Source organism: Planococcus sp. VCh962 (assembly GCF_057748275.1).
In genome coordinates this window covers 1-25564 of record NZ_JBYLHS010000001.1, presented here as the reverse complement: position 1 = coordinate 25564, position 25564 = coordinate 1, and the positions used below count along the sequence as shown (strand labels likewise).

Sequence of the window (25564 nt, the reverse complement as noted above, 5' to 3'; positions counted from 1 at the left end):
CTTAATCTTTCATCTTAGGATCAAGCGCATCGCGAAGGCCATCACCGATCAAGTTAAAGCAAATCATAATCAAGCTCAACAAGATAGCCGGGAATGCTAAAATATGCGGCTGATATTGAAGCAATTTGTAACCGTCGTTAATCAATGTTCCAAGTGACGCATCCGGTGCTTGAAGACCTAAACCGATAAAGCTCAAGAACGCTTCAAAGAAAATGGCGCTTGGGATAGTGAACATCGTATTGATAATGATTATGCCAAGGACGTTAGGCATCAAATGTTTCCAAATAATGCGGGAATCGCTTGCCCCAAGAGTCCTGGAAGCAAGTACAAACTCCTGGTTCTTGTATTTAAGGACCTGCCCGCGCACGACTCGTGACATTCCTGTCCAACCGGTTATTGTTAATGCAATGATGATAGCTAGAATTCCGGGATCCATTATCATAATGAACAAAATTACGACGACAAGGTTTGGGATACCGGTCAGTATTTCTACGATACGCTGCATAAAATCATCCACGCGGCCGCCGAAATAACCAGAAATCCCGCCATAGATGACACCGATTATCATATCAATCGCTGCCGCTACAAACGCAATGAATAAAGAAACTTGAGTCCCTTTCCATAGGCGGGAAAACATATCTCGCCCTAGTCCGTCGGTCCCGAACCAATAGTTGACTTCAACATTTTTCATTTCATACAAGTCAACTTCTTTTCCACCTAAAGTCCCTACGCCATCAAAAATCCCAAAATTTTCAATGACAGGTATTTTCGGCGGTAAGTTCGCATGCGTAATAGTCTGTGCATTTGGTTCATACGGACTGATTGCCGGTCCCACAAATGACATGATTGCGATTAAGAGGAACAGCACCAAGCTGAAAATGGCTCCTTTGTTTTTGCGCAATCTATACCAGGCATCTTGCCAGAAGCTGACACTTGGTTTAGAGATGCGTTCCGCTTGTTTTGTATCCACCGTGATTCGTTCGAACGAACCTTTGGGTAATTTTTCTAGATTTTGGGTCATTAACTTTTACCTCCTGAAAGACGAATCCGAGGATCGATGATGCCATAAAGAATATCTACGATTAAAATAACGACGATAAGGAAGACCGAGAAGAAAATAGTGGTGCCCATAATAATCGCGAAATCATTTACCATGATGGATTTAACGAATTGTTCTCCAATTCCTGGAATCGCAAAGATTTGTTCCACCACAAGTGATCCAGTCAAAATCCCTACTGTCATTGGCCCAAGTACAGTGATCAAAGGAATCAAAGCATTCCGGAAAGCATGTTTGAATGCAATCTCCGAGCCGCTTGCCCCTTTGGCTTTCGCTAATGTTATATAATCTGAACCTAAGACTTCAATCATTTCTGTACGGATAAAGCGTGCCGCTGTTGCAAGCGGGAACATTGCCAATGCGATTGATGGCAGGACACTCGACATAAATCCGTCTTTCCACAATGCTACCGGGAACCATTCCAATTTAAGCCCGAACCAATATTGAAGCAGTGAAGCAAATACAAAAGAAGGAATGGATATTCCGATTATAGCTACGAGCGTACTGCTGTAGTCGATCCAGGTGTTTTGCCGCAGAGCAGCTATCATTCCAAGCAGAATGCCAATCACAGTTCCAATCAGCATCCCTTGGAAACCGATTTGCGCAGAAGGTCCCATACGGCTGAGTATTAAATCAGTTACCGGTGCACCTTTGAACTGGTTAATCGAAATTCCTAAATCCCCTTGCACTAAGCCGAACATATAGTTAAAATACTGGACCGGGAGAGGGTCATTTAATCCGTAAGCTTCTTCAACCACTGCCCTTTGTTCTGGAGATAATTTATCTGCGGAAGCGATAGGGGAACCTGGTAAAATTTTCATTAAGAAAAATGTGAAAGTAGCAATCAACGCTAACGTGATTACCATATAAATTAATCGTTTGCCGATGTATCGTGCCATGTTGCACCTCCAAAATGAATACTTCTATATTACACAAGACTCTTGTTTCAATAATAAATTTAAGGCTTGTTTTTTTCGAAAGTTAGCAGAAAATGTTTAATTTTCCGTGAATTTTCCTTCATTAGAAAAGAGAGTATATCGTCCAAATACAAGCGATATACTCTCTTTCTATTTGTTTTTCACAGTGGCCAGTGTATTAGATTATTCTTTGCCGGAAATGTAAGCCCACTTGTAACCATAATCTCCACCGAATGGGTGAACAACGATGTCATGAACATACGGTTTTTGAAGTGACATTACACTACGTTGGAAGATCCCAGAAATAGTAGCATCTTCTTCAACCAAAATTTTCTCTGCTTTTGCCATAGCTTCCCAGCGAGCTGCAGGATCTAGAGACAATTCGCCTTTAGCTTGTTCAATCAATTTGTCGAATTCAGGGTTAGAGTAACTCATTTTGTTCTGAGCAGAGCCTGTTACGAACAAGTCGAGGAATGTCATCGGATCTTGATAGTCAGGACCCCAGCCAGAGTTTTGGATATCGTAATCTTGTTTCTCATCAAGTTCTAGACGTACCGCGAATGGAACCGCTTTTAGGTTGACAGTCAATCCTTCAAGGTTTCCTTCAAGTTGAGATTTTAAGTACTCGTCCATTTTCTTAGAAAGCTCAGTATCTCCACCAAGCAATTCAAGAGTAACTTCTGTAACGCCTAGCTCTTTCAAACCAGTTTCCCAGTATTTTTTAGCTTCTTCAGCATTAAATTCGTTCATTTTTCCGTTTACTTCACGGAAGTCTTTTTTCTCTTCATCAAAAGTAAATTCAGTCGGTACTAAGAAATCAGCTGGAAGTGATCCGTTAGCCAACACAACATCTACCAAATCTTGTTTATTGTAAGCCATAGAAATCGCTTTACGGATATTTATGTTTTCTAATGGAGTTTTTTCTCCATTGCGTTCTTGGTTAAATTTCAAATAGAATACAGTCGGCTCTAATTCTTTAACAACTTCTGCATTGTCAGCATATTGTAATGCATACTCACCAGAAAGGCTTGCACGGTCTTTTTCACCTGAATTATAAAGGTTAAGCCCAGTTCCCGCCTCTTTAACCACGTCTACGTTGATTTTATCAAGTTTAACTGTTTCTGCATCCCAGTACTCCGGGTTCTTTTCCATTGACCATGTTAGGCCAGTGCCATCCCATTTAGTCAAAACGAAAGGTCCGTTGTAAAGAAGATTGTCAGAGTTAGAAGCATAAGCTTCGCCTTTTTCAGTGACAAACGCTTCTTTCTGTGGAAGGAATGTTCCAAATGCCATTAATGACATGAAGTATGGAACAGGACGCTCAAGTGTTACCACTAGAGTTTTTTCATCTTTCGCTTCTACACCAAGTTCAGCTTTGTCCATCTTGCCTTCTGCAATTGCTGCAGCGTTTTTGATAGTGCCAGCCATCATGTAAGGGCCGTAAGGTGATCCGGTAGCTGGATCAACAGCACGCTGCCATGAGAATACGAAGTCCTGTGCTGTAACAGGTGTACCATCTGACCAGTTAGCATCACGCAATTTGAAAGTGTAAGTTAATCCGTCTTCGCTGACTTCAGGTTCGCCTTCAGCCATAGCCGGTTCTGCAATGTTTTCTTGGTTCAAGCGGTACAAACCTTCGTTTACATTGTTCATAATGTTGAAAGCTACAGCGTCTTCAGCAAGTGCTGAATCCATTGTTGGAATTTCTGCAGTTTCCATTAAATTCAACTCTTGCACTGAATCTAAATCCCCTGATGCTTTTTCATCAGTTTTTTCTGTATTGCCCTCTTTGTCTGTTGGTTCAGTTGCAGTATCTTCCCCGCCGCCACATGCCGCTAGGAAGGCACTAAGAACTAGAACCAGGCCCAATAGCCAAAATAACTTGCTGTTCTTCACTTACGTGACCCCCTTAAATTTTCTGAAAAATTGGTACACTGTTTATTATACATAATCTTTTTTAGTTGTACAGCACTTTTTTTTGACTAGTTACAACTTTATAACAATGATATGACAGTTATATTACGAAGAAAAGCATGAATATTGGTTTTATAAGGATTTTTTAACAAATTTTTTATTATAGATTTTGATTTTTTTTATTATTTCTTCTACAATAATTAAGAACAGGGGTGTAAAAATGAAAAAAACAATTCTTGGTATAATTTTTATCCAAGTCTTAATTCTTCTGACCATGGTGTTGCGGAGCGAGCCTTTCTCTCTATTATCTTATGTAAACAATTCTTTCATTTATGGTGGAGTCTTGTTTTTTATAGGCTTATGGGTTTTTGTCATACGTACAGGAGTATTTGATATATTTACAATGAGCATGAGAAAAGTCTTTAAGGGAAAATCTACTTTAGAAGATGACGAAATGCGTTCACCTTCTGAAATCTTCGCTGTTTCAAGCGCTCCGCTGTTGATCATTGGCGGTGTCACTTTACTGGGTATGGGAATTTCACTTGTTATTTATCAGCTATAAATCTTGCTTCTAAAAACTTTTTTGTATTATAATTAACGAATAGAAAATGAGCGATGAAAAAGAAGAGTAAATGCTGTTCCTTCTATATAGAGAGTCTGTGGCTGGTGAAAACAGATGGAGGATAACATTGAATGGGCTTTTGAGCTGAACCGGTGAACAAACAAGTAGCCGGTTCCGTGATCTTCACGTTATGAAGAAGAGTGGCCGGTGACGGCAACTAGGGTGGTACCGCGGAAAAACACATCATTCGTCCCTTTTTTTGGGATGTGTGCTGTGTTTTTTTATATTGAGGAGGAATTTAGATGAAAAAAATCTTTTCAGGCGTACAACCTACTGGTACCGTTACTTTAGGAAATTATATCGGTGCATTCAAGCAATTTACCGATCTGCAGGATGAGTTTGACTGTATTTTTTGTATCGTGGACCAGCATGCCATTACCATGCCCCAAGATCGGCTGGAGCTAAGAAAAAATATTAAAGCTCTTGCAGCTTTATATCTTGCTGTCGGTATTGATCCGGAGAAAGTTACTCTATTCATACAATCGGAAGTTCCGGCACATGCCCAAGCCGGTTGGATGATGCAATGCATTTCTACTATTGGTGAACTTGAGCGCATGACGCAATACAAAGATAAATCTGCAAAAAACACTTCGGTGTCGTCCGGCCTTTTGACTTATCCACCTTTGATGGCAGCGGACATTCTCCTTTATCAAACCGATGTCGTACCGGTCGGAGATGATCAGAAGCAGCATATTGAATTGACCCGTGATTTGGCAGAACGCTTTAATAAACGTTTTAATGAAGTATTCAAGATTCCGGAAATTCGTATTCCGAAAAATGGTGCCCGCATCATGTCACTTCAAGATCCAACGAAAAAAATGAGCAAGTCGGATACCAATAAAAAAGCGATTGTCACACTGCTGGATGATTTAAAGACAATCGAAAAGAAAATTAAAAGCGCAGTAACAGATTCAGAAGGCATTGTGAAATTTGATCCTGTAAACAAACCCGGCATTTCCAATTTATTGACTATCGAAGCGGCTCTTACAGACGAAAGCATTGAATCGCTTGTCTCTAAATATGAAGGCTCCGGCTATGGCGATTTCAAAGCATCGGTTGCAAAAGCGGTAACCGACCATCTTGCTCCTATTCAAGAACGCTATCAGGAACTCTTAAATTCAGAAGAACTTGACCGTATTTTGGATGAAGGCGCCGAAAAAGCTAATTATTTGGCCAATAAGACGTTAAAGAAAATGGAAAATGCGATGGGCTTAGGCCGTAAACGCAAATAAAGAAAAGGCTACAGCATCTGTAGCCTTTTCTTTTTGTCTTTATAAAAAATTCCCAGAACTTCTTACGGCTACTGCTTTCCGGAGATATATGTCCATTTATAGCCGTAATCTCCACCGAACGGATGTGTAACAATGTCATTGACATAAGGTTTTTGCAGTACCATCGCGCCGCGCTGATAGATAGGTGCGATTGCTGCATCTTCTTCAATTAATATCCGTTCTGCCTGTGCCATCGCATCCCAGCGAGCCGGGATGTCTTGTGCCAATTCTCCTTTGGCAGATTCCACTAATGCATCAAATTCCGGATTAGAGTATCCCATTTTATTCTGAGGAGAACCGGTGACAAACAAATCGATGAATGTCATTGGATCCTGGTAATCAGGACCCCAGCCAGAGTTCTGGATTTCATAATCTTGAGCTTCATCCAATTCCAAACGGACATTGAATGGAACTGTCTTAATTTGAATGGTTAAACCTTCAAGATTTTCTTCCAGCTGGGCTTTCATATATTCATTCATCTTTTTAGAGAGTTCAGTGTCATCTCCAAGATATTCAATCGTAACTTCAGTTAACCCCTCTTCTTCCATGCCTTGAGCCCATAGTTTTTTCGCTTCATCTGCATTGTACTCGTTCATATCGCCATTAACATCCCGAAAATCTTTCTGATTCTCATCGAATGTAAATTCAGTCGGCACCAAGAAATTCGCTGGAAGTGATCCGTTCGCCAATACGACATCTACTAAATCCTGTTTATTAAAAGCCATTGAGATGGCTCTACGGATATTTTCATTTGCCAGAACAGTCGGCTGGCCATTGCGTTGCTGATTAAACTTCATGTAAAAAATGCTTGGCTCTAATTCCCGTACTACTTCAGGATCATCAGCGTATTGCATCGCAAATTCCCCGGAGAGACTTGTACGATCTTTTTCTCCCGAATTATAGAGATTCAGTCCAGTACCCGCATCTTTCACCACATCCACGTTAATTGTCTCGAGTTTAACGGTTTCTGCATCCCAGTACTCCGGGTTCTTTTCCATCGACCATGTCAGACCTGTACCATCCCAATTGGTCAGCATAAAAGGACCATTGTACAGGACATTGTCGGAATTTGAAGCGTAAGCTCCCCCTTTTTCAGTGACGAACGCCTCTTTCTGCGGCAGGAAGGTGCCGAACGACATCAGTGAGAGAAAATAAGGGACCGGGCGTTCCAAAGTCACCACCAGCGTTTTGTCGTCCGGCGCTTCCACGCCAAGTTCCGCTTTGTCCATCTTGCCTTCCGCAATTGCCGCCGCATTTTTGATGGTGCCCGCCATCATGTAAGGGCCGTAAGGCGACCCGGTTGCCGGGTCGACTGCCCGTTGCCAGGCGAATACGAAATCTTGCGCGGTCACCGGCGTACCATCTGACCAATTGGCATCCCGCAATTTAAATGTGTACGTTAATCCGTCTTCGCTGATTTCAGGTTCGCCTTCAGCCATCGCAGGCTCAGCCACGTTTTCCTGATTCAGGCGGTACAGCCCTTCATTGACATTGTTCAAAATATTGAAAGCTACCGCGTCTTCCGCAAGTGCCGAATCCATAGTGGGGATTTCAGCGCTTGCCATCAAATTTAATTCCTGTACTGAATCTAATTCTCCTGTAGCTACTCCTTCAGTATTTTCTTCTGCATTTTCCGGAGCCGTATTGTCGCTATTGCCACTGCAGGCAGCTAAAAAGAAACTGAAACTTAAAATCGTACAGAGTAACCAGTATATCTTCTTGCGATTCACTAAGTCCTCCCCCTTAATTTTCCGAAAAGTTTATTTATTAAATTATACAACTTCTTTTTATAATGTATAGTATTTATTTGATTTATTTAATAACAAAAAACATTTTTCATTATGGAAACAAATTCAGCTATTTCTCTTTTTGCCAATTGAGATGAATTTTTAAAACAACCACGCATAAAAAAAAGCTGCTATCAAAGCAGCTTTTTCATTGATGAACTTTTATTCTTTCCCGGATATATACGTCCATTTGTAACTAAATTCACCGCCAAACGGCTGTCTGATTATATCTTTCACGTAAGGCTTTTGAAGAGACATCGTTCCTTCTTGGAAAATTGGCCCGATTGCTGCATCTTCCTCGATCAATATCCGTTCTGCCTGTGCCATCGCCTCCCAGCGAGCCGCTGGGTCTTGTGTCAACTCGGCTTTGGCAGAGTCCACCAATGCATCAAATTCCGGATTAGTGTATCCCATATTGTTATGAGATGAACCAGTCACGAACAAATCGATGAAAGTCATGGGATCCTGGTAGTCTGGGCCCCAGCCTGAAATTTGTATATCGTAATCTTGCGATCCATCGAGTTCCAAGCGTACAGAAAAAGGCACCGATTTTATATTGACTGTAATTCCACTAAGGTTTTCTTCAAGCTGTGATTTAATATAAGCCCCTAAATTTTTACTATCACTTGAATCATCAATTAATAACTCAACACTTAAGTCTGAGAGCCCTTCTTCTTCTAAACCAGTCGTCCAAAGTTCTTTTGCTTCTTCTGTATTGTACTCATTCATATCTCCATTGATTTCCCTGAAGTCTTTCTTATCTTCATCAAATGTGAATTCAGCCGGTACCAGGTAATTCGCTGGAAGAGAGCCATCTGCCATTACGGTATCGACCATGTCCTGTTTATTGAAAGCCATAGAAATTGCTTTCCGTATATTTAAATTGGCGAGTGGGGTCTTTTCTCCGTTACGTTCCTGGTTATATTTAAAGTAAAAAATAGCCGGTGTTAAATTTTTTATTAAGTCAGGATCGTCAGCATGCTGCATGGCATATTCCCCAGAAAGAAGCACACTGTCTTTCTTGCCTGAAGTGTAAAGATTTACTCCTGTACTTACCTCTTTTACGACGTCCACATTGACGGTCTGAAGCTTAACCGTTTCTGCGTCCCAATACTCCGGATTCTTTTCCATTGACCATGTCAGGCCCGTGCCGTCCCAGTTAGTCAACATGAACGGTCCGTTGTATAAAATATTATCTGAATTAGTGGCATAAGAGCCGCCTTTCTCCGTGACATAAGCTTCTTTCTGCGGTAGGAAGGTCCCGAACGACATCAGCGAGAGGAAATAAGGGACCGGACGTTCCAAAGTCACCACCAGCGTTTTGTCGTCCGGCGCTTCCACGCCAAGTTCCGCTTTGTCCATCTTGCCTTCCGCAATTGCCGCCGCATTTTTGATGGTGCCCGCCATCATGTAAGGGCCGTAAGGCGACCCGGTTGCCGGGTCGACTGCCCGTTGCCAGGCGAATACGAAATCCTGCGCGGTCACCGGCGTACCGTCCGACCAATTGGCATCCCGCAATTTGAAGGTGTACGTCAGGCCGTCTTCGCTGATTTCCGGTTCGCCTTCCGCCATTGCCGGTTCCGCTATGTTTTCTTTATTTAGACGGAACAAACCTTCATTGACGTTGTTCAAAATAGTAAAAGCAACTATGTCTTCCGCAATCGCTGAATCCATGGTGGGAATTTCTGCACTTTCCATTATATTGAGTACTTGTTCTGCATCCATTTCCCCTGCTGCCCCTTCTTCTTTTTCATTATTCCCTTCCGGTGCTGGCGTATTGTTTTCACCTTCCCCATTGCATGAACCTAGCACAATCCCAGCCAAAAGAAGCAAAACGACTAACCAGAACCTTTTCATGCTCGACACTTGAATACCTCCCTAAATTATTTTCAGAATATTATGTATATTTAGAATTATACTGTTTTAATACACAAATTAATAGCGTTTTTTATCTTCATTATCATTTTTATATCAAAAAAATTTAAATACTCTCTAATTATAAAAATCTTAGTAGATAACCTACGGATTTAAACCACATAAAAAAGGCTGCAAAATTGCAGCCTCTACTATCATCTTAATGATTTAGGATTCAAAGCATCCTTCAATCCTTCGCCAATAAAATTGATGGATAAAATTGTTAAGGTGATAATCAGAGCCGGAGGCATCCATATCCATGGTTTGCCTTGCAAAACATCAGGTTCATTAGCAGACGACAACATATTGCCCCAGCTTGGTGTAGTCTGCGGCACACCAAAACCTAAATAGCTTAATGCCGATTCAACTACAATCATACTGGCAAAAATCAATGTAGCCTGGACGATGATTGTGGACATGACATTTGGCAAGAGATGTTTGCGAATGACTTTCCAAGGTGAACAGCCAATCGATAAAGCCGCCAGTATATATTCATTCTCTTTTTCTGCCAGTACTTTACTTCGCACCAATCTGGCAACTCCTCCCCAACTGAGAGCTCCAATGACAATGATTAATACCCATAAACCATCTACGAGTCCATATAAAACGGTATTTAATACAATAACGAAGACCAAGAATGGGAAGTTTAAGACAAAATCGGTAAACCTCATTAAAATACTATCTACAATCCCGCCAAAAAAGCCAGCTATAGATCCAACAAGCGTCCCCAATGTGATGACCATTAAGGTAGCGCTAAAGCCGACTAATAATGATACTCGTCCTCCGTAAAACAAACGAGTCAGGACGTCTCTGCCGCTCTTATCTGTTCCCATCAGGTGCTCACTATTTGGCTCAATGTTCATTGAGCCAATATTTACTCTTGATATATCTGGATTAGGAGAAAGGTATGGTGCTAAGAACGGCGCCAATAAAGACATGAGAGTAACTAAAACAATAAAGCCGGTGCTAATCATTGCTAATTTATTCCGTAAAAATTTTTTCCGTGCAATCTGCCATGGAGACAAGCTTCTTTCCGGCTTCTTCTGCTGTGCAATAGTTGTTGATGATGCCATAACTGCTCCTCCTTAATCCAAACGGATTCGTGGATCCACGATGCCGTATAATATATCTGCCAATAAATTTCCTGCTAATGTTAAAAAGGACAACAGCATCGTTAATGCCATTAAAGTCGGATAATCCTGGTTGGTGACCGAATCAAGGAATAATTGGCCGATCCCCGGATAAGTAAAAATAGTTTCTGTAATAATAGCGCCTCCGATTAAGGCTGCGAAGTCAAATCCCAAAAAAGTTACCAGTGGAATGATGGAGTTCCGCAGAATATGCACGTTGTAAATCTTTTTCATCGGCGTCCCTTTGGCACGAGCCGTACGCACAAAATCTTTGCGCGAGTTTTCGATAATATCATTGCGAAGAAATTGGGTATAGGAAGCCGTGCTCAATGCTCCAAGGACAAGGGCTGGAAGCAACACATGATGAAGCCTGCTAAGCCAATATTCAAGCGAGCCCTCTTCAACCAGAATATCCACCGAACCCCCGAATGGGAACCAGTTTAAATGGAAGGAGAAAAAGTAAATAGCAAAAACCGCCGCAACAAAAGACGGGATTGCCAACATCACATAATTGAGTCCAGCTATCGCATTGTCACCAATGGTATATGGTTTGCGCCCCGAATACATTCCCATGATAAAAGCCAGTATATAGGTGATCACTAGCGATATTACTCCAAGAAAAAGGGTATTCGGAAGTTTTTCCATGATGACGTCTGCAACCGGCACTTTAAAACGAGTTGATTTGCCAAAGTCCCCTTGGACAAAGTCCGTAATCCAATTAAAATATTGCACAGGCAACGGATCATTATAGCCCAGCTTTTCCCTCATTTCTGCAATGTACTCTGGATTTGTATTGAGCGGATCGATTTCGCCGCTCAGCGAATCTCCCGGCATGAGTTTTGCTAAAGCAAACACTACAACGGAAATAAGGATGAGCATAGGAATCATTCCAAGCAGTCTTCTAAATGTGTATTTCAGCATATATACTCTCCTTGTCGTTCATATTCTCAGTTGAGCTCTCCGGCACGGTAAGAACTGCTTTTCGACAAGCTTCCCTTACCGTGCATAAGAGCCTTTAAATAATTATTCAACGATGGGCTTTTTCTGCCCATCGTTGAATGTGCTGCTGAACCCTTATTCTTTTACAAACCATTTTGCCGGGCTATTCGAACCTGATACATCATATTCCGTTCCGCCTACACGCTTGTTTAAAGCTACAATTTCTTCAAGTTCTGCAATGTATAGCATCGGGACTTCTTCATTTACAATCTTCTGCCATTCAACATACAAATCAGCACGTTTTTGCTGGTCCGTACCAACGATATCGATATTTAAAGCATCATCAAGCAGCTTGTCTGCTTCTGGATTATTGTAGCGAGTATAGTTCCATAATTGATTTGCTTTCCATGTAGCCGATGGATCTGGATCGGATCCTGTAGACCAGCCGCCAAAGAAAGTTTCAATAGAAGGATCATCTTTTTCAATCATTTCATAGTACAAGTTGACTTCTACCATTTCCAGTTCTGATTTGATGCCTACTTCTTCCCAATATTGAGTGATTGCTTGTGCACGTGATTCGAATGTCGGGTTTCCTGTTGCATAGTGAGAGAACTTTACAACGAATTCATCGCCGTTTGGATCTTCACGGAAACCATCGCCATTTTTGTCTGCATATCCGGCAGCATCAAGGAGCTCTTTTGCTTTTTCCGGATCGTAGTCATAAGTGTTCAATTCACTGTCATCAGCCGCATTCCAGTGTGCAGTAGGAACCGGCTTATTAACAACTTTTGCATAACCGAAGAAGAAAGCGTCAGCCCATTCCTGGCGGTTGATAGCATACATCATCGCTTGGCGAAGTTCTTTGCTTTGGTATTTCGGAAGTTCTTCAGAAATTGTTTGTTTTGCATTATCGAATTTGCCAAGCTTAAATCCTACATAGTAATAAGAAAGGCCAGGATACGTAATGATGTCCACGTTTTCCAATGGCTCTACTTCCGGTCCCGAAACCGGCTGAAGTGAAATCATATCAACATCGCCGTTTTGCAATGCACCAACTACTGAAGAGTTGTCGATTACGCGAACAACGATTTTATCCAAATTCACATCGCCATTCCAGTATTCATCGAATCTGGATAGCTCAACTGATTCACCTGGGACGATTTTTTCCACTTTGAATGGCCCGATTCCGATTGGTGTTGTCCGTACCCATTCCGATGCAGACATCTCAGCGACTGGAACATCTCCAAGCACCGATTCTGGAAGTGGATAAGACCAAAGGTTCGTCAAGTTGTTAACGCGCGCTTGGTCAAAAGTGATGTTTATTTCGTAATCGTTCACCACTTCTACTCCGGAAATCGCTTCAGCTTCTCCATTGCGGAAAGCCTCTGCCCCTTCAATTGTTTGAACGTTTGAATAGCGAGGTCCGTCATAGTCCGGACTTGCAATCGTTTCAAAAGCGAATACCCAGTCATTGACTGTCAGTTCTTCGCCGTTATGCCATTTCACGCCTTCTTTGAACTTGAAATTGAATACTTTATTGTCTTCAGTGGTCCAAGAAGCTACGTTCGGTTCCGGCTCAAGTTTTTCATTGTACGAAATCAAGGGCTCATCAAAAAGGTCGATGACTTCTGCATCTGTAGCTATGCCATAAAACGCTGCGTTAAATAATCCTTCCGGCGGGGCGTCGATACCATAGACCATCGTACCGCCTTTTTGCGGTTCTCCTTCAGCTGTTGCTGAATCCTTGCTGTCGTCTTTCGATGAATCATCTTTTGAGGCATCGCCATCATCCCCGCCGCAAGCCGCTAAAAATGCTGCTAAGACTAGAATCATTGCGAATAGCCAGAAGACCTTCTTGTTTTGCATGCTTTTTCCCCCTAATATTTTTTTGATTTAATACAGAACACACGCGACGTGATGCCCCGGACGCACTTCTTTTAATGGAGGCTTCTCTTTCGAGCAGATATCCATTGCCATCGGACATCGTGTATGGAAAGGGCATCCGGATGGCGGATTTTGTGGACTCGGCACATCTCCCTGCAACACAATCCGCTCTTTCTTGATCGCCGTACTAGGTTCCGGAATCGCGGAAATCAGCGCCTGTGTATACGGGTGCAGCGGTTCTCTGTATAAATCTCTATTTGAAGCAACCTCAACGAGATTGCCCAAATACATCACACCGATTCGATCGCTCATGTGTTTCACTACGCTAAGATCATGCGCAATAAACAGATAAGTTAAATCGAATTCCTTCTGCAGATCTTTCAGCAGATTCAATACCTGTGACTGGACCGAAACATCCAACGCCGAAACCGGTTCATCAGCCACAATCAGTTTAGGGTTCAGCGCAAGAGCTCTCGCTATACCGATACGCTGACGCTGGCCACCGGAAAATTCATGGGCATATTTGTAATATGCCTCCTCCGGCAGTCCAACGCGAGTCAATAATGATTTAATTTCCTTCTCCAATTCTTTTTTATTGCGTTTTTCATAATTGAGAATCGGCTCGGCAATAATATCTCCAACCATTTGCATCGGGTTCAGGGATGCATATGGGTCTTGAAAAACCATTTGAAAATCCCGGCGTGCTTTTTGAAGCTTTGCCCCGGTCACTTTCGTAATATCTTTTCCTTCAAAAAGGATTTTGCCATCTGTCGGTTTCAGTAGCCGCAGAATTGTTCGGCCGGTCGTTGATTTTCCACAACCGGATTCACCGACGAGTCCTAGCGTTTCCCCTTTTCTGATGGTGAAAGATACATCATCGACAGCTTTGACATTGCCAATGACTCTTTTAAAAAAGCCGCCTGTTACCGGATAATAGGTTTTAAGATTTTGGACTTCCAGCAGGACCTCACGGCTTTCTAAACTATCAATTCTTTCTTGTATGAAATCTCTTGTAGTCATATAACGGTAGCCCCTTCTTTTTGTGGTTTTTGTCCTGCCGGCCAGCTTGCATCGTAAAGAAGGCAAGCTGTTTCATGCCCTGGTGCCACTTCTCGAAGTTGCGGCGTTACAGTCATACATTCCGGCATAGCTTTTGGACACCGGTTTGAGAACCGGCATCCCACTTGAGGCATATTGGTGATAGAAGGAACCAAACCCTCTATTGTTGCCAGCTTTTCCACATCTTCATCCATTTTTGGAACCGCTTTCATTAATAAGTCCGTGTATGGATGCTTTGGATTATTAAAGAGCTCATCAACTGAAGCCCGTTCTGCGATTTTTCCAGCATACATGACAAGGACTTCATCACAGATTTCCGCTACTACGCCGAGATCATGAGTAATCAGGATAATGGACATGTCATTTGTTTCCTGGATACCTTTCAGCAATTCCAGAATTTGAGCTTGCACTGTCACGTCAAGAGCCGTCGTTGGTTCGTCTGCAATCAGTAATTTGGGCTGGCAGGCAATCGCCATCGCAATCATGACCCGCTGCCGCATCCCTCCTGACAACTGATGTGGATACTCATTCACGATTTTGTCAGCTCTTGGGATGCCTACACTTTTCAATAAAGCAATTGAGCGTATGCGCGCTTCTTTTTTTGTAATATTTTCATGGTTTAAAATAACTTCTTCAATCTGATAGCCAATAGTAAATACGGGATTCAACGAAGTCATTGGTTCTTGAAAAATCATCGAAATTTCTTTTCCGCGAAGTTTATTCATTTTTTTATCCGAAAGATTTGAAATATTTTCTCCTTCAAACGCTATCTCCCCACCACGGATTTTGCCAACCCCTGGTGGCAACAATTGCATAATAGATAGAGACATTACGCTTTTTCCGCAACCTGATTCCCCTACAATACCAACAATCTGTTTTCGGTTTACATCAAATGAAACGCCTTCGACAGCGTTATAAAATTCTCCGTCTATTTTAAAACCAGTTTGAAGATTTTTTACTTGAAGAAGCGGTGCCGTCTTATTGGATGAATGATGAATTGACATGTGAACACCTCGTAATTGTTTTTATTCTGATAACTTATGTTGAATAAAGTTTATTACATAAACATTACGTAATCAATACATTTTTCGTAATTTTAGAAATCATTTTACTATTCCAAAAATTAAAAGAGGGTATAAAGTCTTGTTCCACAAAGGTAAGAGTATATATATAGAATTTCAGTTTTATATATATATTTCCTTAATCAGTAAAAAACCACCAGGCTGAATTAGCCTGGTGGTTGAATTTCATTTGAATTACTCTTCTATTTTTTTAAAGACCAAGGAAGCGTTATGTCCGCCAAAACCGAGTGAATTGCTCATAGCATACGTAAAGTCCGCTTTACGGGCTTCATTTGCAACGTAATCCAAATCGCATTCTTCATCAGGTGTTTCATAGTTGATCGTTGGAGGCATAATTCCTTCTTTCAAAGCCAGAGCTGTGAAAATAGCTTCTACTCCGCCGGCGGCTCCCAGCAAATGCCCTGTCATCGATTTGGTAGAGCTCATTCCTAGGTTGTAAGCATGGTCTCCAAATACGGTTTTAACAGCCATCGTTTCAAAAAGATCGTTGTATGGTGTACTTGTACCATGGGCATTAATATAGCCAATTTCCGTTGTTTCAACTCCGCCATCTTCAAGAGCTTGAGCCATTGCGCGCGCTGCCCCTTCTCCGCCTGGAGCTGGAGCCGTAATGTGATGGGCATCTCCTGTAGAACCATAGCCTACTAGTTCAGCATAGATTTTGGCACCTCGGGCTTTGGCATGTTCGTATTCCTCTAAAATAACGATGCCCGCTCCTTCTCCAATAACAAAGCCATCGCGGTTTTTGTCAAAAGGACGTGACGCTGTGGATACATCTCCGTTTGTAGTTAATGCCGTATTGGCAGTAAAGCCAGCAACAGATAATCTCGTAATAGGGGCTTCCGCTCCACCAGAAATCATTGCATCTGCATCTCCGCGCTGAATGACTTTAAACGCATCGCCAATTGAATTGGTGCCCGATGCACAAGCCGTTACGGAACATGAGTTGATCCCTTTTGCTCCAAAGTAAATGGAAACTTGTCCGGATGCCATATCGGGAATGATCATCGGTACAAAAAATGGGCTGACTCGCCGTACACCGCGATTGTTCAATACTTCCAATTGATTTTCAATCGTTTCCATCCCGCCGATTCCAGAACCGATCCAAACGCCCGTGCGAAGCGCGGTTTTTTCATCAAGTTCCAGCCCTGCATCTTTCATCGCCATGATGGAAGCTGCTAAAGCGTAATGTGTAAAGCGATCCATTTTCCGTGCTTCTTTTTTCTCAACATAGTCTTCGATGGAAAAGTCTTTAACTTCCGCTGCTACTTTTGCCGGGTATTGATCAGCATCTAATCTTGTCAGCGGGCCGACTCCGGATTTACCGGCCTTTAAAGATTCCCATGTAGTTTCAATATTATTGCCTAAAGGGGTTACAGCCCCTACTCCTGTAATCACTACTCGACGATTTGCCATTCTATCTTCTTCCTTTCGCATAAACAGTTATTTGCCCCATCTCATTGCTACAGCGCCCCATGTCAATCCGCCGCCAAAACCGACCATCACTATTACATCGTCCTCTTTGATTCTTCCTTCTTCCACGTCTTCAACTAATGAAATCGGAATAGAGGCTGCAGAGGTATTGCCGTATTTGTGGATTGTCTTGGACATTTTTTCAATCGGAAGTTCCAAACGGGTTCTGGATGCTTCCATAATGCGGATATTTGCTTGGTGTGGAATCAGGAAATCCACATCTTCTTTTTTCAGTCCCGCTTTTTCAATAACATTGACCGCAGATTCACCCATCTGGCGGACTGCAAATTTGAACACTTCACGGCCATTCATGATGAGATATTCATCTTGGTACAGATGTTTGCCGCCGGTGCCGTCTGCTCCCAATTCAAAGGAAAGAATTCCCCGTCCTTCCGATACTTTTCCAAGAACAGCAGCTCCCGCTCCGTCTCCGAAAAGAACAGCAGTGTTACGGTCTTCCCAGTCAGTGATTTTCGATAATTTTTCTACACCGATAACCAATACATATTTATAAACATCAGAATCAATAAATTGTTTAGCAGTAACGAGGCCGTACATAAATCCTGCACAAGCTGCCGACAAATCCATAGCTGCAGCATTTACTGCTCCCAACTCTTGCTGGATTGTACATGCCATTGAAGGAAAAGGCTGATCCGGTGTCACTGTCGCTACCAAAATCATACCAATTTCTGCGGGATCGATTCCAGCATCTTCAATGGCTTGTTTTGCTGCTGCAAGAGCCATGTGAGAGGTATCCTGATCGTCTTTGGCAATCCGGCGTTCTTCGATTCCAGTCATGGTACGGATCCACTCATCTGAAGTATCCATGCGCTTTTCCAAATCGAAATTCGTAAGCTTATCTTCAGGCAGACATCTGCCAATGCCGATTATTCCTGCGTTCATTATTGGTCCCTCTTTTCAATTAACATCAATTATTAGTACCTGGTAATAATAATACGCCTTTTCAATATTTTTTTCAACTAACTGACATAGTTCCGACAAATAATATTTAAAAAAGACAAACTTTCTTTCTGTCCGCGAATCGGTATGATATGATAAAAGAAGATATTTTATGTTGAGGTGAAACTGATGCAATATATTGGAACATTCCTGTGGTCATTTTTATTAATTTCGTTATTGAACTATGTTGTAAGTGCTGTCCAAAACGTACCTTTCGACTTTATGATGGGCGTTTATATTTCTATTGGAGTTTCTATCCTGATTTTCGTAATTTCATCGATTATTCCGGATGAACCGTCACCTGAAAAACATTAATAATGAAAAGAAGCGTAATCCGGAATCCGGATTACGCTTCTTTTTTGTTGATGATTAAGTTTGAGCCGTCCATCTCCAAATGCAAAACAGTATTTGGCTCTATATCACCTTTGATCAACTCACGCGCTATTTTCGTTTCAATTTCCCGTTGAATAAACCGTTTTAATGGCCGTGCGCCGAATACCGGATCGGTTCCCGCTTCAATAATGTAATCAATGACTGAATCATCCACAGCAAGCTCGAGCTGCTGCTGTTTCATGCGGTTCGCCAGTTCAGCCAGCATTTTCTTGGCAATTCCATAGAAATGGCTATTGTTCAGTGCATGGAAAATGACGATATCATCAATACGGTTCAGCAGTTCCGGTTTAAAGTGTTTACGCAACTCTAACATGACAATATCTTCAATATCATGCTCGGTATTTTCAGCACCGATGTAAGCAGATCCGATATTCGAAGTCATGATGACAACCGTATTCGAAAAATTGACAAGCCGTCCTTGGCTGTCCGTGATGCGTCCATCATCCAAGATCTGCAGCAAAATATTCGCAACATCGGGGTGCGCTTTTTCAATTTCATCAAGCAGCACAACGGAATAAGGGTTGCGTCTGACCGCTTCTGTCAATTGGCCGCCTTCCTCGTAGCCGATATAGCCAGGAGGAGCTCCAACGAGTCGGGAAACGCTATGCTTTTCCATATACTCCGACATATCAATCCGGATAAAGTGGTCTTCCGAATCAAAAAGGTTTGCGGCAAGCGATTTCGCCAACTCCGTTTTACCGACCCCGGTCGGTCCAAGGAAGATGAAAGAACCGATTGGCTTGTGCTCATCTTTGATGCCTGCACGTGCTCGCCATACGGCTTCCGTCACTAGTTCAACCGCGCGGTCCTGTCCTATTACGCGTTCTCTTAAGGTATCGCCGAGTCGCAATAGTTTCTCGCGCTCGCCTTCCACTAGTTTTGTCACTGGAATTCCCGTCCATCTGGCAACAATTCCTGCAATCTCATCGTCTGTCACTTCTTCACGCAATAGCCGAGCTGCCCCGTCTTTTTTCAGATCGCTTTCAAGAGCTGCCAGTTCTTTTTCAAGTTCCGGGATTTTTCCGTGGCGCAATACGGCAGCTGCATTCAAATCGTATTTGTTCTCTGCATCTTCCAGCTGTCTGCGGTATTGATCCAGCTTCTCGCGTTTTTCCTGGATTTTTTTCAATGATTCTTTTTCCGCTTTCCATTGCTGCTGCATACCACCAGAGGATTCTTTCAACTCGGCAATTTCTTTGCGCAATGTCTCCAAACGATTTTGGCTTGCTGTGTCTTTTTCTTTCATCAAGGCTTGTTCTTCAATTTCCAATTGCATCAAGCGCCGTGTCACTTCATCAAGCTCCTGCGGCATTGAATCGATTTCCGTGCGGATCATGGCACATGCTTCATCGATCAAATCGATCGCTTTGTCCGGCAAAAAGCGTTCGGTTATATAACGGTCCGACATAGCCGCCGCAGCTACAATAGCACGGTCATGAATGCGAACCCCGTGATGCAATTCAAAACGTTCTTTCAGCCCTCTCAAAATGGAAACCGTATCTTCAACTGAAGGTTCACGGACCATTACCTGCTGAAAACGGCGTTCCAGCGCTGGATCTTTTTCGATGTTCATCCGGTACTCATCCAATGTAGTGGCACCGATACAGTAAAGTTCTCCGCGTGCCAGCATTGGCTTCAGCATATTGCCGGCATCCATAGCGCCTTCTGTTCTTCCTGCCCCTACAATTGTATGAATTTCATCTATGAATAAAATAATTTGTCCATTACTGTCTTTAACTTGTTTTAAGACACTTTTTAGCCGTTCTTCAAATTCTCCCCGGTACTTGGCACCAGCAATCAATGCACTCATATCGAGTTCGTATATGGTCCGATCTTTTAACCCTTCTGGAACGTCATTTCGGACAATACGCTGTGCTAACCCCTCTACGATTGCCGTTTTACCAACGCCGGGTTCACCAATCAGGACTGGATTGTTTTTTGTTTTACGTGATAATATGCGGATTACGTTGCGGATCTCCTGGTCTCTGCCAATGACAGGATCCATTTTCCCGCTCTTTGCTTGCTCCACCATATTCCGCCCATACTGTTCCAGCGGTGATTTTCGTTCTTGGTTTGCAAATTGAACCATCTTTTTCACTCCTTCAAGAGTTTGACCTTTATTGACTAATTAAATTATATGAAATCCTCACTAAAATGGCAAATGATAAGCAATAAAAAAAGCTCAAGGAATTTGTTGATTCCTTGAGCTTTCTTCATTAACGTACACCGAGTGCCATTTTCGCGTAACGCGACATTTTGTCTTTTCCCCATACCGGCTGCCAGACAATTTTCACATCGACTTCGCTCACTTCCGGCAATTCGTATAAAGCATGTTTAACCATATCCACGATTTGCGGACCCATTGGGCAACCCATCGAAGTTAAGGTCATTGTTACCACTGTAAAGCCTTCTTCTGACATATCAACATCATAGACAAGGCCCAAGTTTACAATATCAACCCCCAGTTCCGGGTCAATGACATTTTCCAAAGCACCCATGATGCTGTCTCTCATATCTTGATCCAAAAGAATCCCTCCTTTTTCTGCTCTTTTTATCTTAACAAACTTTCATTGGAAATGAAATTTCCCTGCTTACTGTGCAACATGACGGGCGAGCCAATCGGTGGCTGCAAGCATCCCCGGACGGCTTACAGCGTGTCCGGCCTCTCTTTCATTCATGAAATGTAGATGCTCCGGCACTTCTTCATATTCATCTTTTAACGCTTTGAAAAAACTGTATGTCGGGCTGAATGGTACGGTTGTATCCTGCTCCCCATGCCAAAAGAAGATTGGGCGTTTATTGAGAATCCCTTTGTTTTTCGTTGCATCAAATCGCTCAAGCGTAGCCAGCATCTGTTTTCGTTCTTCAGCAGTGATCGGCAATTTAAATCCTTTAGATTCAAATTGAGCCATCTGGGCTTTTGCCAATTGAACGTAATTCGCTGCTCCCATCATAACCGCCGCCGCTTTGATCCAAGGATACACTGTTAAAGCACCAAGTGTTGTTATTCCACCCATTGATGTGCCGCCAACACCGATTTCATCTTTAGCTAATTGTTTTTCATGGATTCTTTCATGTATGTATGCCAATTCTTCAATTGAAGTCAAGACGATTTCCCAAAATCGTAAACTCATTTGGACTTCATCAAGTCCTTCATTTCGCTCGCCATGCAAAAGTGCGTCCGGCAATAGCACACGCATCCCTTTCTCGGCCAATTGATAAGCGTAATGTAGATTATGTTCTTTTGCGCTCATATGGCCGTGAAAAAATACTACAGTTGGCAGTCTTTCATCTTTTTTCCCATCCGGAAATACATGGAGCAACGGGATTTGGTTCCATATTTCGCGTTCTGCTATCATTCACTTCACTTCCTTTATATACATCGTATCAATGTTCAAGAAAGTCAGCAAATAAAGCGAAACTCTCGGGCTGCTTTGTGTAGCGGACCTGGAATAGTTCATTAAGTTTTTTTGACGAAACGCTTCTATTATCGCTACACTATACCTAGAGAGAGAAAGGAGACGGAATATCATGAAACAGCATTTAATTGTCCTGGATTTAGACGGGACGCTATTAACCGACCAGAAAGTCATTTCAGAAAAAACCAAACTAACATTAAGAAAAGCACAGATGGCAGGACACCAAGTAATGATTGCTACCGGCCGCCCTTATCGTTCAAGCGAACCTTATTATAAAGAATTGGGTCTGACTACGCCTATTGTCAATTTCAACGGCGCTTTTGTCCACCATCCGACAGATAATAATTGGGGCATTCACCACACCCCAATTTCATTGGACGTTGTTCATGAAGTAGTGGAATCGATGCATGATTTTAATTTCCATAATATTGTTGCAGAAGTGCTTGACGACGTATACGTTCATCACCATGATGAGAAATTGATGGATATATTTAAGTTTGGAGACCCAGCTATCACAACCGGAGACTTGCGGAATTACTTGAAAGTGGATCCAACTTCTTTGCTGATCCATGCGCCTTATGAAAAAGTTGGTCTCATTCACGACCATTTGAATGAAGTCCATGCCGAAGTGATCGATCATCGCAGATGGGGCGCGCCTTGGCATGTAATTGAAATTGTAAAAAGCGGCATGAACAAAGCGGTCGGCCTAGATCGCGTATCAAAATCCCTTGGCATTTCCCGTGAAAATATCATTGCTTTCGGAGATGAAGATAATGATTTGGAAATGATTGAATTTGCAGGAACAGGAGTGGCAATGGGAAATGCCATTGATTCCCTGAAAAACATCGCGAATGAAATCACTTTGACGAATAATGAAGATGGCATTGCTGAGCTGCTTATTGACCGCTTAAAACTAAAATAGAAAAAGGAGGTTTCACATGAGAATTTTTGCTGACAGTGCATCTGATTTGCCGAAACAGTTTTTCCAAGATGAAAACGTTGTTTTATTCCCGCTGCGTGTCCATATCGGGGACAAAGATTTCGATGATATTCGGGCCATTGATTCAAAAAAAGTGTATGACGCCATACGTTCAAATATTCATCCGAAAACTTCCCAAGTCTCGCCGGAGGAAGTGCTGAAAGCTTTTGAGCAATTGGCTAAAGATGGCGAGGAAGGATATTACATCTCTTTTTCTTCCGAATTATCGGGTACATACAGTACCGCGGTCATGGTGGCAGACCAAGTGAGAGAAGAATATCCCGATTTGAAGCTAACCATTCTGGATTCCAAAGCTGCTTCGCTTGGATATGGCATGCTTGTAAAAGAAGCAGCCCGACTTCGCTCTGCCGGCTATTCTTTAAATGACATTATTGAAAAGACCCGCTTTATGGCCGAGCACATGCAAAGTCTTTTTACAGTCGAAGACTTGGACTATATGGCAAAAGGGGGCCGCATTTCCAAGGGAAGCGCCTTCGTGGGGGGATTGCTGAACATCAAACCGCTGCTTCATGTAGAAGAAGGAAAACTGGTGCCCATTGAAAAATTGCGCGGGCGGAAAAAAGTATTAAAGCGACTGGTTGAGCTGATGCAGGAACGTGGTACCGACTGGAGCGAACAGACGGTTTCTATCAGCCATGGAGACGACTTGGAATACGCCCAGCTGCTAAAGAACGAAATTGAAGAAAACCTCCATCCTAAACAAGTTGATATTTATATGATTGGTTCCGTCATTGCCGCTCATACCGGACCCGGAACTTTAGCAGTGTTTTTCTTGGACAAAATAAAAGGTTGAGGTGATTTTCATGAGCAAAATTGTCATTGTAGGAGCAGTTGGAGGAGGCGCTACAGTAGCTGGCCAAATTCGGTTCTACGACAAAAATGCTGAAATTACGGTTTTTGACCGTGACTCAACGATGTCGTATGCTGCTTGCGGTACTCCTTATGTAATTGGAAATGTCATTGAAGATCCTTCTTCTCTGCTTATGACAGATCCTCAGCAATTCAAAGAAAAACGTAATATCAATGTATTCCTGAAACATGAAGTGCTGAAAATCCATCGTGATAAAAAACAGCTGCTTGTGCGGGATTTAAGTTCTGAAGAACAATACACCGAATCCTACGATACCTTGATCTTAGCGCCAGGCGGTTCAGCTATGATTCCTGAAATTGATGGGCTGGAGACTGCCAAAGTATTTGTGCTGCGGAGTTACGATGATATGCTGAATATCAGCCAATACATTGAAAAGCACAATCCTTCCAGCTGTGTAATTTCAGGCGCCGGTTTTATCGGCTTGGAAATGGCTGAAAATTTAAAGGCTTTAGGCCTCAAAGTTCAGCTGGTACATAGATCAGGCCAGGTCATGTCGATTTTGGATTCTGACGTATCTCAATTGATAGAAGCCGAACTCCTGGCCAATGATGTGCAATTATACAAAGATACGGTCATTACAAAAGCCGATTCCAGCTCCGTGGAGCTGTCTAATGGTACGCGTTTGCAGGCAGATTTTATCATTATGAGCATTGGAATAAAACCCAATACCGAACTAGCTGAGAAAGCCGGGCTTCCTGTTGGCAATACGGGTGGCATTTTGACAAATGAGTTTATGCAGACAGCAGACTCCTCTATTTTTGCGCTTGGTGATGCTACAGAGAACGCAGATATGGTGACAGGCGATCCTAAACGGGTGCCCCTTGCCTGGCCAGCCCATAGGCAAGCCTTCCTTATCGCGCAATATCTGATTGGCAACGCTATTCCTAAGAAAGGGTTGCTTGGCACTTCTGTCGTTAAAATATTTTCACAGACTGTGGCAATGACGGGGTTGAATGAACGGACAATCAAAAATAAAGGCATCTCCTATAAAACCGTCATTCACCGCGGCAATTCAAACGCAGGTTATTACCCCGACCATGCCAAAATATTGCTCAAAATTCATTTCGATTCAGTAAGCCGGAAAATTCTTGGAGCACAATGCATTGGCGGAAAAGGTGTCGATAAAAGGATTGATGTCCTTGTTACAGCTATTTATGCAGGATTAACGATTGATGATCTGCAAGCTCTGGAATTGAGCTATGCCCCGCCTTACTCTTCGCCAAAAGATCCAATCAATATGGCGGGTTATAAAGCGATCAATCAATAAAGACTTTGAGTGAATTTTACACCGGCTATTCCTTTAAATGGCCGAAGCTGAACTCCTCTTGCCATCATTGGATTTCCCAGAGGTCTTTTAGCTAAATAAAAAGAAACCAATACGGTAGTGACCCCTTAAAGTTAGAGTTTTCGTTATGCAGCTAATTGGCTGGCATGCGTCCGGTATTGCACCGGGCTCATGCCGGCCAATTTTTGTTTGATGCGTTCATTGTTATAGTAGTCGATGTACCGTTCGATCCGCTTCTTCAATTCTTCGTAGGAGACCAACGCTTCTCCGTAATACATCTCCTGCTTCAGGAGGCCGAAGAAATTCTCCATGGCCGCATTGTCGGCACAGGTCCCTTTCCGGGACATGCTTTGGAAGATCCGTCGCCCCTTCAATGCCTTCACCCAGGCGGGGTGCTGGTAATGCCAACCTTGGTCGGAGTGGATGGTGGTCCGGTAGGCCGCCTGCTTCTCGATAACTGGCAGGGCTTGGTGCAGTGATTCCAGGACAAAGTCGAGGGTCGGCCGTTTTGCCATGCTCACGCCAACGATCTCGCCGTTATAAAGGTCCATGATGGGACTCAGATAAAGCTTCTCTTCACCCGTACA

22 protein-coding genes and 1 other annotated feature are annotated in these 25564 nt (G+C 42.7%); of the genes, 6 read left to right on the top strand and 16 right to left on the bottom strand.

The annotated features are described in order from the left end of the window. Position 1: 1 nt before the first annotated feature. The 3 genes from opp3C to AC3AQ9_RS00100 all read right to left on the bottom strand — a co-directional run bounded on the left by opp3C (position 2) and on the right by AC3AQ9_RS00100 (position 3870). Positions 2 to 1021 carry an oligopeptide ABC transporter permease gene (gene opp3C / locus AC3AQ9_RS00110; protein WP_488305434.1) on the bottom strand — a complete coding sequence of 340 codons (1020 nt, stop codon included), beginning with the start codon at positions 1019 to 1021 and terminating at the stop codon, positions 2 to 4. Continuing rightward, entirely contained in the window at positions 1021 to 1956 is a 936-nt protein-coding gene (opp3b, locus tag AC3AQ9_RS00105) for an oligopeptide ABC transporter permease (protein ID WP_488305433.1), read from the bottom strand. Before opp3b ends, opp3C begins: the two co-directional genes overlap by 1 nt. A 201-nt stretch (positions 1957 to 2157) precedes the next feature. Beyond that, a complete protein-coding gene (locus AC3AQ9_RS00100) occupies positions 2158 to 3870 on the bottom strand; it encodes a peptide ABC transporter substrate-binding protein (RefSeq protein WP_488305432.1) in 1713 nt (570 codons plus the stop codon). A 238-nt stretch (positions 3871 to 4108) separates the two neighbouring features. Here AC3AQ9_RS00100 and AC3AQ9_RS00095 point away from each other — a divergent pair, with 238 nt between their 5' ends. Then, positions 4109 to 4450 carry a DUF3899 domain-containing protein gene (locus AC3AQ9_RS00095; protein WP_488305431.1) on the top strand — a complete coding sequence of 114 codons (342 nt, stop codon included), beginning with the start codon at positions 4109 to 4111 and terminating at the stop codon, positions 4448 to 4450. Between the two features lie 44 nt (positions 4451 to 4494). After that, positions 4495 to 4708: a binding site (T-box leader), on the top strand. A 44-nt stretch (positions 4709 to 4752) separates the two neighbouring features. Next, positions 4753 to 5742 (top strand): tryptophan--tRNA ligase, encoded by a 990-nt coding sequence (trpS, locus tag AC3AQ9_RS00090; protein ID WP_488305430.1) that lies wholly within the window; start codon positions 4753 to 4755, stop codon positions 5740 to 5742. Positions 5743 to 5810: 68 nt separating this feature from the next. Here trpS and AC3AQ9_RS00085 read toward each other — a convergent pair whose 3' ends face one another. The 9 genes from AC3AQ9_RS00085 to AC3AQ9_RS00045 all read right to left on the bottom strand — a co-directional run bounded on the left by AC3AQ9_RS00085 (position 5811) and on the right by AC3AQ9_RS00045 (position 17952). Further along, positions 5811 to 7511 carry a peptide ABC transporter substrate-binding protein gene (locus tag AC3AQ9_RS00085; protein ID WP_488305429.1) on the bottom strand — a complete coding sequence of 567 codons (1701 nt, stop codon included), beginning with the start codon at positions 7509 to 7511 and terminating at the stop codon, positions 5811 to 5813. 219 nt (positions 7512 to 7730) lie between these two features. Continuing rightward, positions 7731 to 9425 (bottom strand): peptide ABC transporter substrate-binding protein, encoded by a 1695-nt coding sequence (locus AC3AQ9_RS00080; protein WP_488306788.1) that lies wholly within the window; start codon positions 9423 to 9425, stop codon positions 7731 to 7733. A gap of 212 nt (positions 9426 to 9637) precedes the next feature. Further along, positions 9638 to 10555, bottom strand: a complete 918-nt coding sequence (gene opp4C, locus AC3AQ9_RS00075) for an oligopeptide ABC transporter permease (RefSeq protein ID WP_488305428.1) — start codon at positions 10553 to 10555, stop codon at positions 9638 to 9640. 12 nt (positions 10556 to 10567) lie between these two features. Further along, positions 10568 to 11533 (bottom strand): oligopeptide ABC transporter permease, encoded by a 966-nt coding sequence (gene opp4B / locus AC3AQ9_RS00070; RefSeq protein ID WP_488305427.1) that lies wholly within the window; start codon positions 11531 to 11533, stop codon positions 10568 to 10570. Positions 11534 to 11686: 153 nt separating this feature from the next. Beyond that, complete coding sequence (opp4A, locus tag AC3AQ9_RS00065; protein ID WP_488305426.1) at positions 11687 to 13417, bottom strand: oligopeptide ABC transporter substrate-binding protein; 1731 nt, start codon at positions 13415 to 13417, stop codon at positions 11687 to 11689. 27 nt (positions 13418 to 13444) lie between these two features. Continuing rightward, complete coding sequence (locus AC3AQ9_RS00060) at positions 13445 to 14455, bottom strand: ABC transporter ATP-binding protein (RefSeq protein ID WP_488305425.1); 1011 nt, start codon at positions 14453 to 14455, stop codon at positions 13445 to 13447. Continuing rightward, a complete protein-coding gene (locus AC3AQ9_RS00055; RefSeq protein WP_488305424.1) occupies positions 14452 to 15498 on the bottom strand; it encodes an ABC transporter ATP-binding protein in 1047 nt (348 codons plus the stop codon). The genes AC3AQ9_RS00060 and AC3AQ9_RS00055 overlap by 4 nt, the downstream gene beginning before the upstream one ends. Before the next feature lie 252 nt (positions 15499 to 15750). Beyond that, positions 15751 to 16992, bottom strand: a complete 1242-nt coding sequence (gene fabF / locus AC3AQ9_RS00050) for a beta-ketoacyl-ACP synthase II (protein ID WP_488305423.1) — start codon at positions 16990 to 16992, stop codon at positions 15751 to 15753. Between the two features lie 27 nt (positions 16993 to 17019). Continuing rightward, positions 17020 to 17952: a beta-ketoacyl-ACP synthase III gene (locus tag AC3AQ9_RS00045; RefSeq protein WP_488305422.1), complete on the bottom strand. Its 933-nt coding sequence runs from the start codon at positions 17950 to 17952 to the stop codon at positions 17020 to 17022. Positions 17953 to 18138: 186 nt separating this feature from the next. Here AC3AQ9_RS00045 and AC3AQ9_RS00040 point away from each other — a divergent pair, with 186 nt between their 5' ends. Next, positions 18139 to 18324, top strand: a complete 186-nt coding sequence (locus tag AC3AQ9_RS00040; RefSeq protein ID WP_488305421.1) for a YjzD family protein — start codon at positions 18139 to 18141, stop codon at positions 18322 to 18324. Positions 18325 to 18355: 31 nt separating this feature from the next. Here AC3AQ9_RS00040 and AC3AQ9_RS00035 read toward each other — a convergent pair whose 3' ends face one another. The 3 genes from AC3AQ9_RS00035 to AC3AQ9_RS00025 all read right to left on the bottom strand — a co-directional run bounded on the left by AC3AQ9_RS00035 (position 18356) and on the right by AC3AQ9_RS00025 (position 21761). Beyond that, a complete protein-coding gene (locus AC3AQ9_RS00035) occupies positions 18356 to 20491 on the bottom strand; it encodes an ATP-dependent Clp protease ATP-binding subunit (RefSeq protein WP_488305420.1) in 2136 nt (711 codons plus the stop codon). A gap of 127 nt (positions 20492 to 20618) precedes the next feature. Continuing rightward, positions 20619 to 20927, bottom strand: a complete 309-nt coding sequence (locus AC3AQ9_RS00030; protein ID WP_488305419.1) for a metal-sulfur cluster assembly factor — start codon at positions 20925 to 20927, stop codon at positions 20619 to 20621. 66 nt (positions 20928 to 20993) lie between these two features. Then, complete coding sequence (locus AC3AQ9_RS00025) at positions 20994 to 21761, bottom strand: prolyl oligopeptidase family serine peptidase (protein ID WP_488305418.1); 768 nt, start codon at positions 21759 to 21761, stop codon at positions 20994 to 20996. Between the two features lie 172 nt (positions 21762 to 21933). On the opposite strand from AC3AQ9_RS00025, the gene AC3AQ9_RS00020 reads away from it, so the two are divergent. From AC3AQ9_RS00020 to AC3AQ9_RS00010, 3 genes are read left to right on the top strand one after another with little or no spacing between them, the layout of a single operon-like run. Further along, the gene (locus tag AC3AQ9_RS00020) at positions 21934 to 22743 is read left to right on the top strand and encodes a Cof-type HAD-IIB family hydrolase (protein ID WP_488305417.1); all 810 of its coding nucleotides are present in this window, start codon (positions 21934 to 21936) and stop codon (positions 22741 to 22743) included. A gap of 16 nt (positions 22744 to 22759) precedes the next feature. Further along, positions 22760 to 23614 (top strand): DegV family protein, encoded by an 855-nt coding sequence (locus AC3AQ9_RS00015; protein WP_488305416.1) that lies wholly within the window; start codon positions 22760 to 22762, stop codon positions 23612 to 23614. Positions 23615 to 23624: 10 nt separating this feature from the next. After that, positions 23625 to 24959: a CoA-disulfide reductase gene (locus AC3AQ9_RS00010; RefSeq protein WP_488305415.1), complete on the top strand. Its 1335-nt coding sequence runs from the start codon at positions 23625 to 23627 to the stop codon at positions 24957 to 24959. A 143-nt stretch (positions 24960 to 25102) separates the two neighbouring features. Here the strand turns inward: AC3AQ9_RS00010 and AC3AQ9_RS00005 are convergent. Continuing rightward, the coding region (locus tag AC3AQ9_RS00005) for an IS3 family transposase (protein ID WP_488305414.1) at positions 25103 to 25564 on the bottom strand (462 nt) is incomplete at its 5' end.

Coding starts and splice junctions, on each gene's coding strand:
- fabF (WP_488305423.1), bottom strand. CDS start 16,992: ATGGCAAATCGTCGAGTAGTGATTACAGGAGTAGGGGCTGTAACCCCT.
- opp4A (WP_488305426.1), bottom strand. CDS start 13,417: ATGCAAAACAAGAAGGTCTTCTGGCTATTCGCAATGATTCTAGTCTTA.
- AC3AQ9_RS00025 (WP_488305418.1), bottom strand. CDS start 21,761: ATGATAGCAGAACGCGAAATATGGAACCAAATCCCGTTGCTCCATGTA.
- AC3AQ9_RS00035 (WP_488305420.1), bottom strand. CDS start 20,491: ATGGTTCAATTTGCAAACCAAGAACGAAAATCACCGCTGGAACAGTAT.
- AC3AQ9_RS00060 (WP_488305425.1), bottom strand. CDS start 14,455: ATGACTACAAGAGATTTCATACAAGAAAGAATTGATAGTTTAGAAAGC.
- AC3AQ9_RS00040 (WP_488305421.1), top strand. CDS start 18,139: ATGCAATATATTGGAACATTCCTGTGGTCATTTTTATTAATTTCGTTA.
- AC3AQ9_RS00045 (WP_488305422.1), bottom strand. CDS start 17,952: ATGAACGCAGGAATAATCGGCATTGGCAGATGTCTGCCTGAAGATAAG.
- AC3AQ9_RS00095 (WP_488305431.1), top strand. CDS start 4,109: ATGAAAAAAACAATTCTTGGTATAATTTTTATCCAAGTCTTAATTCTT.
- AC3AQ9_RS00020 (WP_488305417.1), top strand. CDS start 21,934: ATGAAACAGCATTTAATTGTCCTGGATTTAGACGGGACGCTATTAACC.
- opp3C (WP_488305434.1), bottom strand. CDS start 1,021: ATGACCCAAAATCTAGAAAAATTACCCAAAGGTTCGTTCGAACGAATC.
- AC3AQ9_RS00055 (WP_488305424.1), bottom strand. CDS start 15,498: ATGTCAATTCATCATTCATCCAATAAGACGGCACCGCTTCTTCAAGTA.
- AC3AQ9_RS00080 (WP_488306788.1), bottom strand. CDS start 9,425: ATGAAAAGGTTCTGGTTAGTCGTTTTGCTTCTTTTGGCTGGGATTGTG.
- trpS (WP_488305430.1), top strand. CDS start 4,753: ATGAAAAAAATCTTTTCAGGCGTACAACCTACTGGTACCGTTACTTTA.
- AC3AQ9_RS00015 (WP_488305416.1), top strand. CDS start 22,760: ATGAGAATTTTTGCTGACAGTGCATCTGATTTGCCGAAACAGTTTTTC.
- opp3b (WP_488305433.1), bottom strand. CDS start 1,956: ATGGCACGATACATCGGCAAACGATTAATTTATATGGTAATCACGTTA.
- opp4C (WP_488305428.1), bottom strand. CDS start 10,555: ATGGCATCATCAACAACTATTGCACAGCAGAAGAAGCCGGAAAGAAGC.
- opp4B (WP_488305427.1), bottom strand. CDS start 11,533: ATGCTGAAATACACATTTAGAAGACTGCTTGGAATGATTCCTATGCTC.
- AC3AQ9_RS00010 (WP_488305415.1), top strand. CDS start 23,625: ATGAGCAAAATTGTCATTGTAGGAGCAGTTGGAGGAGGCGCTACAGTA.